This window comes from Pseudomonas sp. KB_12, assembly GCF_052114545.1.
Lineage (GTDB): Bacteria > Pseudomonadota > Gammaproteobacteria > Pseudomonadales > Pseudomonadaceae > Aquipseudomonas > Aquipseudomonas brassicacearum.
In genome coordinates this window covers 26312-40304 of the sequence record NZ_JBFREY010000008.1, presented here as the reverse complement: position 1 = coordinate 40304, position 13993 = coordinate 26312, and the positions used below count along the sequence as shown (strand labels likewise).

At 62.7% G+C, this 13993-nt stretch carries 11 protein-coding genes and 1 pseudogene; 8 read left to right on the top strand and 4 right to left on the bottom strand.

From position 1 onward, the window contains the following. Positions 1 to 106 precede the first annotated feature (106 nt). Positions 107 to 970 carry a LysR family transcriptional regulator gene (locus AB4Z20_RS08440; protein ID WP_214511982.1) on the bottom strand — a complete coding sequence of 288 codons (864 nt, stop codon included), beginning with the start codon at positions 968 to 970 and terminating at the stop codon, positions 107 to 109. Between the two features lie 247 nt (positions 971 to 1217). Between AB4Z20_RS08440 and AB4Z20_RS08435 the strand changes: the two genes are divergently transcribed. Together AB4Z20_RS08435 and hppD are read left to right on the top strand one after the other, a co-directional pair. Then, a complete protein-coding gene (locus AB4Z20_RS08435; protein WP_442089700.1) occupies positions 1218 to 2162 on the top strand; it encodes a DMT family transporter in 945 nt (314 codons plus the stop codon). 250 nt (positions 2163 to 2412) lie between these two features. Then, positions 2413 to 3489, top strand: a complete 1077-nt coding sequence (gene hppD / locus AB4Z20_RS08430) for a 4-hydroxyphenylpyruvate dioxygenase (RefSeq protein ID WP_018605953.1) — start codon at positions 2413 to 2415, stop codon at positions 3487 to 3489. Between the two features lie 165 nt (positions 3490 to 3654). On the opposite strand, the gene rarD is transcribed toward hppD, so the two are convergent. From rarD to AB4Z20_RS08415, 3 genes are all read right to left on the bottom strand, one after another. Then, the gene (rarD, locus tag AB4Z20_RS08425; protein WP_024617788.1) at positions 3655 to 4539 is read right to left on the bottom strand and encodes an EamA family transporter RarD; all 885 of its coding nucleotides are present in this window, start codon (positions 4537 to 4539) and stop codon (positions 3655 to 3657) included. A 124-nt stretch (positions 4540 to 4663) separates the two neighbouring features. Beyond that, on the bottom strand, positions 4664 to 5698 hold the full coding sequence (locus AB4Z20_RS08420) for an aldo/keto reductase (protein WP_003202978.1): 1035 nt from the start codon (positions 5696 to 5698) through the stop codon (positions 4664 to 4666). 207 nt (positions 5699 to 5905) lie between these two features. Then, a complete protein-coding gene (locus AB4Z20_RS08415; RefSeq protein WP_253475886.1) occupies positions 5906 to 7216 on the bottom strand; it encodes an MFS transporter in 1311 nt (436 codons plus the stop codon). A gap of 184 nt (positions 7217 to 7400) precedes the next feature. On the opposite strand from AB4Z20_RS08415, the gene AB4Z20_RS08410 reads away from it, so the two are divergent. The 6 genes and pseudogenes from AB4Z20_RS08410 to AB4Z20_RS08385 all read left to right on the top strand — a co-directional run bounded on the left by AB4Z20_RS08410 (position 7401) and on the right by AB4Z20_RS08385 (position 13990). Beyond that, complete coding sequence (locus tag AB4Z20_RS08410) at positions 7401 to 8525, top strand: sugar diacid recognition domain-containing protein (protein ID WP_442089699.1); 1125 nt, start codon at positions 7401 to 7403, stop codon at positions 8523 to 8525. Between the two features lie 330 nt (positions 8526 to 8855). After that, entirely contained in the window at positions 8856 to 9992 is a 1137-nt protein-coding gene (locus tag AB4Z20_RS08405; protein WP_442089698.1) for a glycerate kinase, read from the top strand. 226 nt (positions 9993 to 10218) lie between these two features. Then, a pseudogene (locus tag AB4Z20_RS08400) lies at positions 10219 to 10989 on the top strand (MCP four helix bundle domain-containing protein); the annotation flags it as partial. Beyond that, positions 10981 to 11844, top strand: coding sequence for a methyl-accepting chemotaxis protein (locus tag AB4Z20_RS08395; protein ID WP_442089767.1), 864 nt, complete (start codon positions 10981 to 10983; stop codon positions 11842 to 11844). The pseudogene AB4Z20_RS08400 and the gene AB4Z20_RS08395, both read left to right, overlap by 9 nt. A gap of 41 nt (positions 11845 to 11885) precedes the next feature. After that, the gene (locus AB4Z20_RS08390) at positions 11886 to 13070 is read left to right on the top strand and encodes a pyridoxal phosphate-dependent aminotransferase (RefSeq protein WP_253475877.1); all 1185 of its coding nucleotides are present in this window, start codon (positions 11886 to 11888) and stop codon (positions 13068 to 13070) included. A gap of 218 nt (positions 13071 to 13288) precedes the next feature. Continuing rightward, positions 13289 to 13990, top strand: a complete 702-nt coding sequence (locus AB4Z20_RS08385; protein ID WP_253475874.1) for a response regulator transcription factor — start codon at positions 13289 to 13291, stop codon at positions 13988 to 13990. Positions 13991 to 13993: the final 3 nt, after the last annotated feature.

The following is a 13993-nucleotide window of genomic DNA, read 5'->3' as shown; positions in this document are numbered from 1 at the left end:
GAGGGGAAACGTCGGATGCCGACCATGATAGATGGCTTGCCGGGTGCTTGCTGATCGCAGCGTGACTATGGGAGCAAGCTTTGCTCCCATAGGTTCAATGCCAGGCTCATGACTGCCGGGCCAGCTCGATAAACGCCAGGGTGGCGGGCGAGGCCTGGCGGCTGTCCAGGACTGCCAGGCCAATCTGGCGCGGCACCCGCGGCGACAAGGGGCGCGCGACGAAACCCAGGCTTTCGCCCTCCGGCAACGAACCTTCGGACACCACGCTCACCGCCTCACCGCGCCTGACGACGTCCAGGGTGCTGAGCAGTTGCGAACAACGAAAACGCACGTTCGGGGTCAGCCGGGCGGCATTGAACAGGCGCGAAACCAGCTCCGACGATCCGGCCTCGGTGTGCACGAAGGGGTCGTTGCACAGGTCCTTGAGGCTCAGGCTGGCCTGGGCGGCGAGGGGATGGTTAGTGGGCAGGAGGGCGACCATCTGATCTTCCATCAGCATGAACGTATCGAAACGCTCCTCGGGCAGCACCACGAAGCCGACGTCGATCCGCCGTTCGTCCAGCCATTGGAGGACCTGCCTGTCGGGCCCTTCGTCGATGTGCACTTCGATGCCCGGGTGCAAGTCTCGATAGCGCCGCAGGATACCGGGCAACAGTTTCATCGATGACGTTGGCCCGAACGAGCCGATGCGCAAGGTGCCGCGGCGCATGCCCCGGGCATCGGCGGCTTCCTGGCGCAAGGTGTTGGCCAGCCCGAGCATGGCCCGGGCCCGCAGCAGCAATTGCTGACCAATATCGCTGAGTTCCACCTGGGATTGATGACGCCTGAGCAATTCCACGCCCAATTCTTGTTCCAGGGACTTGATGGCGTGGGATACCGCTGACTGGCCGATGCCCAGGCGCGTTGCCGCCGCCGTGAACCCCCGCAGCTCGGCGACCAGGGAGAAGATTTCGAGTTGGGTGAGGGTCATGAGGGATTGCTCATTTTACGATGATCAAACATGAGCCAGATAATGGGGTATCTGATCTGAATCAGGAAGTAGCACAACACCTTTTGGCGAGGTCGCACCCTGTGGGAGCAAAGCTTGCTCGCGATGAACGATGACTCGGTTTGCCTGCTGAATCACGCCGCCTTCATCGCGAGCAAGCTTTGCTCCCACAACTAACCCCCCTCGCCACAGGTTATGTGTTGTTCTCATTAGCGTGCGGTGGTGAACCATGAAAACCCTCGAACAAACCCTCCCAACCCCGTCAGATCTGCCGGTCTACCTGAAGCTCGCCATGGTCACCATGATCTGGGGCGGGACCTTCGTCGCCGGCCGGATCCTTGCCGATGCCCTGGCGCCGATGTTTGCCGCCAGCCTGCGGTTCCTGTTGGCGAGTATCGCGCTGCTGGCGTTTCTCGCCCTGGCCGGGATCCCGTTGGTCAGGCCCAGTGTGAAGCAGGGGCTGCAATTGGCCGCGCTGGGGTTCTTCGGCATCTTTTTCTACAACCTGTGCTTCTTCTATGGCTTGCAGTACATCAATGCCTCGCGCGCCTCGCTGATCGTGGCCTTGAACCCGGCGGTGATCGGGCTGGCGTCCTGGTGGTTATTCAAGGAGCGGCTGAGCCGCTTGAAAGTGGCGGGCATCGTGCTCTGCATCGGTGGGGCGGGGCTGGTGATCGTCAGTCGTGATCCGTCCTTGTTGCAAGGCGCAGCGCAGGGTTGGATCGGCGACCTGCTGATTTTTGGCTGCGTGCTGGGCTGGGGCATCTATTCGCTGTTTTCCAGGCGTTTGAATGACAGTCTCGGCCCCTTGCAGACCGTGACCTGGTCGATTCTGCTGGGCACGATGATGTTGTGGCTGGCCTGCGCGGCGGCGGGCGAGATTCGTGTCCAAGCCCTGCGCGCGCTGGACGTGGAGCAATGGCTGAGCCTGTTGTACCTCGGCGTGCTGGGCTCGGCCCTGGCCTATATCGCCTGGTATGACGGCATTCGTCGGATTGGCGCGACCCGTTCCGGGGTGTTCATCGCGCTTAATCCGCTGACGGCGGTGCTATTGGGGGCGCTGCTGCTGGACGAACGGCTCACGGCCTTGATGTGTGTCGGCGGGGGCGTGATCCTGGTGGGCATTTTCCTGTGCAACAAACCCCTTGCGCGGTCGAAGGAAAAGGCGATTTGATACAGAAGGCGGACAAACCTGGTTACGCTGTGTAGAATCGAGTTACGCATATAAGAATAACGTCTTCTGGCAGCAGAAGCCTCGCCCGCACGAGCCTTGGGTCGACAATGAAGATACTTGGGTTTCAACTGATCTATGGCGATTTCCTCGCCCGCAGCGTTCGTGGCATTTCCTGCGCGCCGCCCCGTGTCCTCAGCATCGCCAGCAACTAACGTTTTTTGTTAATTGACCCGACTGATGAGGCGCCGACATGGCAGATCTATACGAAAACCCCATGGGCCTGATGGGCTTCGAATTCATTGAATTCGCATCCCCGACCCCCAACACCCTGGAGCCGATCTTCGAGATCATGGGCTTCACCAAAGTGGCCACCCACCGCTCCAAAAACGTGCACCTGTATCGCCAGGGCGCGATCAACCTGATCCTCAACAACGAACCCCACAGCGTGGCGTCGTACTTTGCCGCCGAGCACGGTCCGTCGGTGTGCGGCATGGCGTTCCGGGTCAAGGATTCGCAACAGGCCTACAAGCGTGCCCTGGAACTCGGCGCCCAGCCGATCCACATCGAGACCGGCCCGATGGAGCTGAACCTGCCGGCGATCAAAGGCATCGGTGGCGCGCCGCTGTACCTGATCGACCGTTTTGGCGAAGGCAGCTCGATCTATGACATCGACTTCGTGTTCATTGAGGGCGTGGACCGCAACCCGGTGGGCGCGGGCCTGAAAATCATCGACCACCTGACCCACAACGTCTATCGCGGGCGCATGGCCTACTGGGCCGGCTTCTACGAGAAGCTGTTCAACTTCCGCGAAATCCGTTACTTCGACATCAAGGGCGAATACACCGGCCTGACCTCCAAGGCCATGACCGCCCCGGATGGCATGATCCGTATCCCGTTGAACGAAGAGTCGTCCAAGGGCGCCGGGCAGATCGAAGAGTTCCTGATGCAGTTCAACGGCGAAGGCATCCAGCACGTGGCCTTCCTCACCGACGACCTGATCAAGACCTGGGATCACCTGAAAAGCATCGGCATGCGCTTCATGACCGCGCCGCCGGACACCTACTACGAAATGCTCGAAGGCCGCCTGCCAAACCACGGCGAACCGGTCGATGAACTGCAATCGCGGGGCATTCTGCTGGACGGTGCTTCCGAGCAGGGCGACAAGCGCCTGCTGTTGCAGATTTTCTCGGAAACCCTGATGGGGCCGGTGTTCTTCGAATTCATCCAACGCAAGGGCGACGATGGTTTCGGCGAAGGTAACTTCAAGGCGCTGTTCGAATCCATCGAGCGCGACCAGGTGCGTCGTGGTGTGCTGGCGACCGAGTAAGGCCTGAGCCATGAAAAAGCCCGCCCGGCAGTGATGCCGGGCGGGCTTTTTATTGCCGATAGACCCCCAGTGGGAGAACCCCTGTGGGAGCGAGCTTGCTCGCGATAGCTGGCTGGTTCACCGCTATCGCGAGCAAGCTCACTCCCACAGGGGCTGGCGGTGACCTCAAGTCCGGCGCTGTTGTCGCACCAAGTGCTTGAACCCTTCGAACACCAGCACCGCCACCGCCATCCAGATGGGGATGTAGGTCAGCCATTCACCGGCCTTGATGCTTTCGCCCAACAGCAGCGCAACGCCCAGCAGCAACACCGGCTCGACATAACTCAACAGCCCGAACAGGCTGAACGGCAGCAATCGACTGGCGACGATGTAGGACACCAGCGCGCTGGCGCTGATGACCCCGAGTACCGGGATCAGCAGCGACAGCCACGGGTATTGATCGAAAACGTCGAAACCCTGTTCGCCGCTTTGCACGAACCACAGCGCCAGGGGCAGCATCAGGGTCATGTCCAGCCAGAGGCCGCCCAGGTTGTCGGTCTTGATGCGTTTGCGCAGGATGAAATAGATCGGGTAGCCAATCACCACCAGCAAGGTTGCCCAGGAAAAACCACCTACTTGGTACAACTCGTTGAACACGCCAAGGGTGGCGAAGAACACGGCGACTTTCTGCAGGTAGGAAAGGCGTTCGCCATAGACGATGCGTCCGGTCAGGACCATCGACAGTGGCAACAGGAAGTACCCCAGCGACACGTCCAGGCTGTAGCCATTGAGCGGCGCCCACATGAACAGCCACAGTTGCGCGCCCATCAATGCCGAGGAGGCGATCGCCGCGATCAACAGCCGTGGCGTGGCGATCAGGCGTTGGATCAGCGCCGTGACCAGGTGCCAGTCCCGCGTCACCAGCAGGAAGGCGGTCATGCACGGCATCGTCAGCAGCATGCGCCAGCCGAAGATCTCCACGCCGGTCAGCGGTGAGAGCAACGAGGTGTAGTAGTACATGACGGCGAACAGCGCGGAGGCCGAGACCGATAGAACGATGCCTTTGGACACGGTGATTCTCTTGAGGGCGATCAATCAACCCAAACTGTTGGCTGGCAAGTTTATCTAGGGGAGCAAGTTTGTGGGAGCAAGGCTTGCCCGCGATAGCCACGCCACGGTTTAACAGTGAACCGCGTTATCGTTCATCGCGGGCAAGCCTTGCTCCCACAGGTACCCGCCCCGGCACGAAATGGCTGACATCGTTGAACCCCGGTGTCGAAGCATGCCCCGGCGTCACCAGCGAATCGATGAAGGCTTCATCTTCCGCGCTGATCTTCACCGATTGCGCCTTGGTGTACGAATCCCACTGCTCCTCGGTGCGCGGCCCGACGATGGCCGAGGTCACGGCGCTGTTGTTCAGCACCCAGGCGATGGCGAACTCGACGATGCCCACGCCGCGGCCCTGGGTGTATTGCAGGATCTGTTGGGCAATGCGCAGGGACTCGACCCGCCACTCGGTTTCCAGGATGCGTTTGTCCTGGCGGCCGGCACGGCTGTTGGCGTCCGGCGCCACGTCTGGCGCGTACTTGCCGCTGAGCACGCCTCGGGCCAGGGGGCTGAACGGAACCACGCCGAGACCGTAGTTCTGCGCCGCGGTGATCTGCTCGGTTTCCGCCTGGCGGTTGACGATGTTGTACAGCGGTTGGCTGATCACCGGTCGGTCGATACCCAGGCTGTCGGCAATCCGGATCACTTCGGCGATGCGCCAGCCGCGGTAGTTCGACAGGCCCCAGTAGCGGATCTTGCCTTGGCGAATCAAGTCACCGATGGCCGACACGGTGACGTGCAGCGGCGTGTTGTGGTCTTCGCGGTGCAGGTAATAGATGTCCAGGTAATCGGTGCCCAGGCGCGTCAGGCTCGCCTCGATGCCATTGAAGATGTGCTTGCGGCTCAGGCCGCTGCGGTTGGGCATGCCGTCTGGCGGGCCGAAGCCGACCTTGGTGGCCAGCACCCATTCCTGGCGATGACGGGCGATTGCCTCGCCGACGATCTCTTCGGAACGGCCGTTGGTGTAGACGTCCGCGGTGTCGATGAAATTGATGCCCTGGTCCCAGGCCTTGTCGATGATCCGCAGCGAATCCTCGGTGCTGGTCTGTTCGCCGAACATCATCGTGCCCAGGGTCAGCGTCGAGACTTGCAACCCGGAATGGCCTAGCGTGCGGTAGCTCATGACAAGATCCTTTTATCCATGGGGAAAGGCTCAATCAAACCCCAGAACAGTCGCACGGATCAAATAGAATTCTCAAACACCCCAAATCAACTGTAACTACCTCTGTGGGAGCGAGCTTGCTCGCGATAGCGGTGGGTCAGTCAATATCAATGTTGGCTGATTTGACGCTATCGCGAGCAAGCTCGCTCCCACAGGGAAAAAAGGATGTCAGGCCCGTAGGGTGCGGGTCATGCGCAACGCCAGCAGGCTGCCGCAGACAATCACGCCCGCCAGCAGGTACAGCGCCGCGTCGGTCGAGCCGGTGGCGTCCTTGACCCAACCCACCAGGTACGGGCTCAGGAACCCAGCCATCTGCCCCATGGAGTTGATCAACGCCAATCCACCGGCCGCCGCGCCAGCGCTGAGCATTGCCGTGGGCACCGGCCAGAACATCGGCAGGCCGGTGAGGGCGCCCATGGTGGCGATGGACAGGCCGATGATGGCGATGGCCGGGGTGGTGGCGAAGTTGACGGCGATCAGCAGCCCGACGGCGCCCATCAGCATCGGCACGACAAGATGCCAGCGGCGCTCCTTGTGCAGGTCCGCCGAGCGGCCCACCAGCAACATGAACACCGCCGCCAGCAGGTAAGGGATTGCACTCAGCCAACCGATCACCAGGTTATCGCCAAAACCCAGGCTCTTGATGATCGACGGCAGCCAGAAGTTGATCGCGTAAACGCCGCTCTGGATGCAGAAGTACACCAGGCCGAAGGCCCAGATTGCCGGGTTCTTGAACACTGCCAACAGCGAGTCGGTGGCGGTCTTTGGCTTGTTGGCCAGGTCTTCGGCGTGGTCGGCGGTGAGCACGGCGCGCTCCTGGTCGGTCAGCCATTTGGCATTGGCGAACGTGTCGCTGAGCAGGAAGAACGCCAGCGCCCCGAGGATCACCGTCGGAATGCCTTGCAGCAGGAACATCCACTGCCAACCCGCCAGGCCGCCCTGGCCGGCCGCGAAGTGGTTGAGGATCCACCCGGAAAACGGGCTGCCCAGCAGGCCGGACACCGGGATGGCCGACATGAACAACGCCATGATTCGGCCACGTCGGAACGTCGGAAACCATTGCGAGAGATACAGCACTACGCCAGGGAAGAACCCGGCCTCGGCGGCGCCAGTGAACAGCCGCAAGGTATAGAACTCGGTGGGGGTGGTGACGAACAGCAGGCACGTCGACAGGGTGCCCCAGGTGATCATCATCAGCGCGATCCAGCGCCGTGGGCCGAATTTGGTCAGGGCCAGGTTGCTCGGCACGCCGCACAGCACGTAGCCGATGAAGAAGATCCCGGCACCGAGGCCGTACACGGTTTCGCTGAATTTCAGGGCGTCGAGCATCTGCAACTTGGCAAAGCCAACGTTGACCCGGTCGAGGTAGTTGAACAGGTAGCAGATGAAAATGAACGGGATCAAGCGCAGGGTGATGCGCTTGTAGACGGTATTTTTTTCGTCGGGGGTAGCCAGGAGGGCTATTGCGCTCTGGGACATGGCGGGTCTCTCATTATTATGATTTTTGCGAGCCAAGGGGTAACGTTGACCGCCCCTTGAGTCTCGGCCAGCCCAGGGGCCCGTGTCTTTGTGCCAGAGCACAGGGTTTGAATGCAGACCCTGTGCGCCTGACCAAACCCATGCCTGAAACAACAATTCACGCCGCTTGCAAGGAACACCGCCCATGTTCGAACTCGATCACGAACTGGCGCAGGACATCGTCGACCGGGCGATGGCGATCCTGCCGTACAACGTCAATGTCATGGACAACCAGGGCTTGATCCTCGGCAGCGGTGAGCGCGAGCGGGTCAACACCCGTCACGAGGGCGCGCAACTGGTTTTGGCGAACGGTCGGGTGGTGGAAATCGACGAGCACACCGCGATGCACCTCAAGGGCGTGCAGCCGGGGATCAACCTGCCGCTGATGCTCGATCAACGGCTGATCGGCGTCCTGGGCATCACGGGTGAGCCTGCGCAACTGCGCACCTACGCCGAGCTGGTGCGCATGACCGCCGAGATGCTGGTGGGCCAGCGTAACCAGCAGGCCGAGCAGCAATGGCGCCGGCAGCGCTGCGATGACTTGCTGGCGTTGCTGCTGGGCGATGCCGGGGATTCGCCGCGATTGTTGGACGAAGCCCGGCAAATGGGCCTCAAGCCGCAATTGTCGCGGGTGCCGTATCTGTTCGAACTGGGCCTGGAACATGGGCCCGGGCAGACCGTCGAGACGTTGAGCGCGTGGTTGATGTCGCGCTACCCGGACAGTTGGTGCCTGACCTCGTCCAAATCATCCTTGCTCTGGTGCCGGCCGGTCACCGCCTCGGTGGAGAACGAGCGGCTGCTGGGCAAGCTCGATGGGCTGGGCTGGAACATCCTGCGGATCGCGGTGGGCGGGCAGGCTGAAGGGTTGGCGGGCTTGCGGCGTTGCTATCGGCGGGTGGCTGATCTGCTGGCCTATGGGCGTGATGTGTTGCCACAATCGCGCCTGCTGGCCCTCAGCCGTTATCGCCTGCCGGTGCTGCTCTGGCGCCATCGCAGCGACGATGCCTTGGACGAATTGCTGACCCCGTTGCGCAAGGTCATTGCCAAGGACAGCAACGGCCAGTTGCTCGCCACCTTGCGCAGTTGGTGCGAACACGACGGCCAGAGCCAGGCCTGCGCCGACGCCCTGGGTATCCACCGCAACAGCCTGCGCTACCGCATGGAACGCATCGCCGAACTCAGCGGCGTGGACCCGTTGCGCCTGGATGGGATGCTGGCGTTGTACCTGGGGGTGCAGTTGCTACCGCAGACCGCAGATACACCCACATAACCCCCCCTTTGGGTTCACAACTACCCCTGTGGGAGCGAGCTTGCTCGCGATAGCGGTGTGTCAGCTTGCATATGTATTGGATGTGCCACTGTCATCGCGAGCAAGCTCGCTCCCACAGGGGATTTGTCCGGGCACAGGTTTTATATTCACTGGAGACCCAGTGTGGGAGCGAGCTTGCTCGCGATGAGGCCGGCAGCCTCAACCCGAATCTCTCGGCCAAACCAATATTTGTGAATTTGAACAATAATGCCCGGTGCCTTTTGTGCAGCGGACCGGCGTCACGGCTGCGGTCAACTGGCAGCATGCTGTGCATCGGAACCGGAGAATAATATGAAAATAGTCATCGCCCCCGACTCGTTCAAGGACAGCCTCAGCGCCCAGGGCGTCGCCGATGCCATCGCCCAGGGGCTGGCCGAGGTCTGGCCGGATGCGCAGTTGATCAAATGCCCGATGGCGGACGGCGGGGAGGGGACGGTGGAGTCGGTGTTGGCGGCCTGTCACGGTGAGTGGCGCCACACCCGGGTCCGCGGTCCGTTGGGTGTCGCTGTCGAGGCGCGCTGGGGCTGGTTGGCCGAGAGCCGCACCGCGATCATCGAAATGGCCGAGGCCAGTGGCTTGCAACTGGTGCCGCCGGAGCAACGCGACGCCTGTTCCAGCAGCACCTACGGCACTGGCGAGCTGATTCGCGCTGCCCTCGATGAGGGCGCCGGCCGGGTGATCCTGGCGATCGGCGGCAGTGCCACCAACGACGCCGGGGCCGGTGCGATGCAGGCCCTGGGCGTGGTGTTGCTGGATGACCAGGGCCAACCCCTTCCTCCCGGTGGCCTGGCCTTGGCGAACTTGTCGCACATCGACCTGAGCGACCTCGACCCACGCCTGGCCCGGGTCAGCTTCGAGATCGCCGCCGATGTCGATAACCCGCTGTGCGGGCCCCATGGCGCTTCCGTGATCTTCGGTCCGCAGAAGGGCGCTTCGGCGTCTCAAGTGCAGGCGTTGGACCGGGCCCTGGGGCATTTCGCCGAACACTGCGCACGGGCGTTGAACAAGGATGTGCGCGACGAGCCGGGCAGCGGCGCCGCCGGTGGCCTGGGGTTCGCGGCCAAGGCGTTCCTGGGCGCGCAGTTTCGTACCGGCGTGGACGTCGTCGCCCAGTTGACCGGGCTGGCCGAGGCGGTCAACGGCGCCGACCTGGTGATTACCGGCGAAGGCCGTTTCGACGCCCAGACCCTGCGCGGCAAGACCCCCTTCGGCGTGGCCCGCATCGCCCGCCAGCACGGTGTACCGGTGGTGGTCATTGCCGGCACGCTGGGGGAGGGTTACCCGGCGCTGTATGAACACGGCATCGACGCTGCCTTCGCCCTGGCCAGCGGGCCGATGACCTTGCAGCAAGCCTGCACCGACGCCCCGCGCCTGCTGAGCGAGCGCGCCCGGGACATTGCACGGCTTTGGCGGGTGGCGGCGCGGTAAACCCAACGGACACAAGCGTGCTTGGACATTGGACCAGGAGCATGGTGAACCTGTGGCGAGGGAGCAAGCTCCCTCGCCACAAAAAAGCGTTTAGAAATATTTTTTTACATTCGCCCTGCGCAAACCCTAAAGCCCAGCCGATAACGGGATTAAGCGTATACCTCCATAACTCCAATCGGTGCGCTTGCCAGCATGGACGCTCGACCCAACATTTCGAGGTCTTTCCATGTCCCTACGCAGCCTGAATATCGCGCCACGAGCCTTTCTCGGCTTCGCCGTCATCGCGTTGCTCGTCGTTATCCTCGGTGTTTTCGCCGCCAACCGCATGTCCGTCATTCGCCAGGCCTCGCTGAGCATGGAGCAGAACCAGGTGCCCAGCGTCGGCTATCTGGCCAATGTGCTGGAAAACGTGCTGCGCATGCGCATTCTCTCGTTCCGCATCCTGGTCAACCGGGACCCTGCCAGCTTGACCGAGGCGGAGAGCCGCATCGGCGTACTGACGGAGAAACTGAACAAGGCCAACAGCGGCTACGCCGCGCTGCCGGCCACCCCCGAAGAAGTTGAGTTGTACAAAACCTTCTCCGCGACCCTCGAGAAATACCTGCAAGACCAGAAGCAGATGCTCGACCTGTCGCGACAGAACAAGGCCGATGAACTGCGCACCCACATCAATACGCGGATCAAGGAAGGCACCGACCTGATGGGCGAGCAGCTCAACAAGCTCATCGCGATCAACGTGGCCGGTGCCAGCGAAGCGTCGGCCAAGGCAGGTGAAAACTACAGCAGCGCCATCACCGGCATCATTATTGTCTCGATCGCCGCCGCCCTGGCCACCGTGGTGCTGGCCTTGCTGCTGACCCGCAGCATCGTCGCGCCGCTCAACCGGGCACTGGAGGCTGCGCGGACCATTGCCAGTGGCAATCTGGTCCAGGTCATCGAGGACGATGGCAAGGATGAGCCTGGGCGCTTGCTCCAGGCCTTGGCCGCCATGCAAGGCAGCTTGCGCCAGACCATCGAGCAGATTGCCGGTTCGGCCACTCAACTGGGCGCTGCGGCGGAAGAGCTGAGCGCCGTGACCCAGGAATCCTCCCGCGGCCTGCAACAGCAGCACAACGAAATCGAACAGGCGGCCACGGCCGTCAACGAAATGACCGCCGCGGTCGAAGAGGTGGCCCGTAACGCGGTGTCCACCTCCGAGGCGTCGAACCAGTCGACCCAGGCCGCCCAGGAAGGCCGCACACGTGTGGTGGAAACTGTCGATGCGATCCAGACCATGACCCACGATGTGCAGGCCACCGCTTCGATGGTCGAAGGCCTGGCGGTCCAGGGCCGCGACATCGGCAAGGTGTTGGACGTGATCCGCGCCATCGCCGAACAGACCAACCTGCTGGCCCTCAACGCCGCCATCGAAGCCGCTCGCGCCGGGGAGGCCGGACGCGGTTTCGCGGTGGTGGCCGACGAAGTCCGGGCCCTGGCCCATCGCACTGCGCAATCGACCCAGGAAATCGAAAAAATGGTCGCCGGCATCCAGAACGGCACCGGCCAAGCCGTGCAGTCGATGCAGCAAAGCAACCAGCGTACCCAAAGCACGCTGGAAATGGCCCGCGCCGCCGGCGTGGCCCTGGAGCAGATCACTCAGTCGATCCACCAGATCAACGAACGCAACCTGGTCATCGCCAGCGCCTCGGAAGAGCAGGCCCAGGTTTCCCGTGAGGTGGACCGCAACCTGGTGAACATTCGCGACCTGGCCACCCAGTCGGCCAGCGGCGCCAAACAGACCAGCGACGCGACCCACGAACTGTCGCGCCTGGCGGTGGGGTTGAATGCGATGGTGGCGCGGTTTGTGATTTGAGATAGGGTTGAGGCTGGATATCGCGCAATCAGGAGAGATACATGCGCTTCTCAGCTTTGACCCAACGCATCACCGGCGATGGTGCCGCCGCCTGGCAGATTCATGACCGGGCGCTGGCCATGCGCGAACAGGGCATGGATGTGTTGTTGCTGTCAGTAGGTGATCCGGACTTCGACACCCCGTGCGCCATTGTCGAGGCCGCCGTCGCCAGCCTGCGGGCCGGTGAGACCCATTATTCGGACAGCCGCGGCCTGCACTCCCTGCGGGCCAGCATTGCTCGCCGACACCAACAACGTAGCGGCCAACCGGTGGGCGCCGGGCACGTCACGGTGCTGCCCGGCGCGCAAAGTGCCCTCTACGCGGTCGCGCAATGCCTGCTCAACCCTGGCGACGAAGTCATCGTCGCCGAGCCGATGTATGTCACCTATGAAGCGGTGTTCGGCGCCTGCGGGGCGAAAGTGGTGCCGGTGGCGGTCCGCCCGGAGAACGGTTTTCGGGTCGAACCGGCGGACGTTGCCCGTCTTGTGACCCCACGTACCCGGGCGATGCTGATCAACAGTCCGAACAACCCGTCCGGCGCCAGCCTGCCAATGTCCACCTGGCAGGCATTGGCCCGGTTGTGCATCGAGCATGACCTGTGGCTGATCAGTGATGAGGTCTACAGCGACTTGCTCTACGACGGCGAACACATCAGCCCGGCCGGGCTGCCGGGCATGGCCGAGCGCACCGTCACGATCAACAGTTTGTCCAAATCCCACGCCATGACCGGTTGGCGCGTCGGCTGGGCCATCGGCCCTGAACCCCTGGCCGAACACTTGGCGAACCTGTCGCTGTGTATGGTGTTCGGCCTGCCGGACTTCGTGCAACGCGCAGCCCAGGTTGCCCTGACGCAGGCGTTGCCGGAAGTGGCGCAGATGCACGAGGAGTACCGCCAGCGCCGGGACCTGGTGTGCGCCATGCTCGACGACAGCCCGGGCCTCAAGTCGGTGCGGCCCGATGGCGGCATGTTCGTGATGGTCGACGTGCGCCGGACGGGCCTCGACGCCCAGGCATTTGCCGAGCGGCTGCTGGACGACTACGGCGTCTCGGTGCTGGCCGGCGAGGCGTTCGGGCCCAGTGCGGCAGGGCATATCCGCCTCGGGCTGGTGGTCGATCAGGTGAAGCTGACGGATGCGTGCCAGCGGATCGCCTCGTGTGCGGCGGATTTGCTGCGGGCCCAGCGGTAACGTTTTGTAGTGGCTGTGTGAAATTGTGTAAGGGTTTTGCTCGTGGATGAGCGAGGGCGTATATCCTTGGCAGCTTGAGATTTTCTGCGCCCGTGGTATCGCCATCGCGAGCAAGCTCGCTCCCACATTGAGTCTTTAGTGTGACTCAGGCCCCTGTGGGAGCGAGCCTGCTCGCGATAGCGTCATTTCAGGCGCCACAGCACTTTCTGGAAACACCCATGCCCAACATCCTCCTGGTCGAAGACGACTGCGCACTCTCCGAACTGATCGCCAGTTACCTGGAACGCAACGGCTATCAGGTCAGCGTGCTCAGCCGTGGCGATCATGTGCGTGAGCGTGCGCGGGTCGATCCGCCGGACCTGGTGATTCTCGACCTGATGCTGCCCGGGCTGGACGGCTTGCAAGTCTGCCGCCTGCTGCGGGCCGACTCGGCGACCTTGCCGATCCTGATGCTCACTGCCCGGGACGACAGCCACGACCAGGTCCTGGGCCTGGAGATGGGCGCCGATGACTACGTCACCAAGCCTTGCGAGCCCCGGGTGTTGCTGGCGCGGGTGCGTACCTTGTTGCGCCGCAGCAGCCTTACCGAGCCGCAGACGGTCAACGACCGTATTGTCATGGGCAACCTCTGCATCGACCTGTCCGAGCGCACCGTAACCTGGCGCGGACAAGCGGTGGAGCTGTCCAGCGGCGAATACAACCTGCTGGTGGTGCTGGCCCGGCATTCCGGCGAAGTGCTGAGCCGCGACCAGATCCTGCAGCGCCTGCGCGGCATCGAATTCAACGGCACCGACCGTTCGGTGGACGTGGCTATTTCCAAGTTGCGACGCAAGTTCGACGACAACGCCGACGAAGCCCGCAAGATCAAGACCGTGTGGGGCAAGGGTTATCTGTTCAGTCGTTCCGAGTGGGAATGCTGAGCC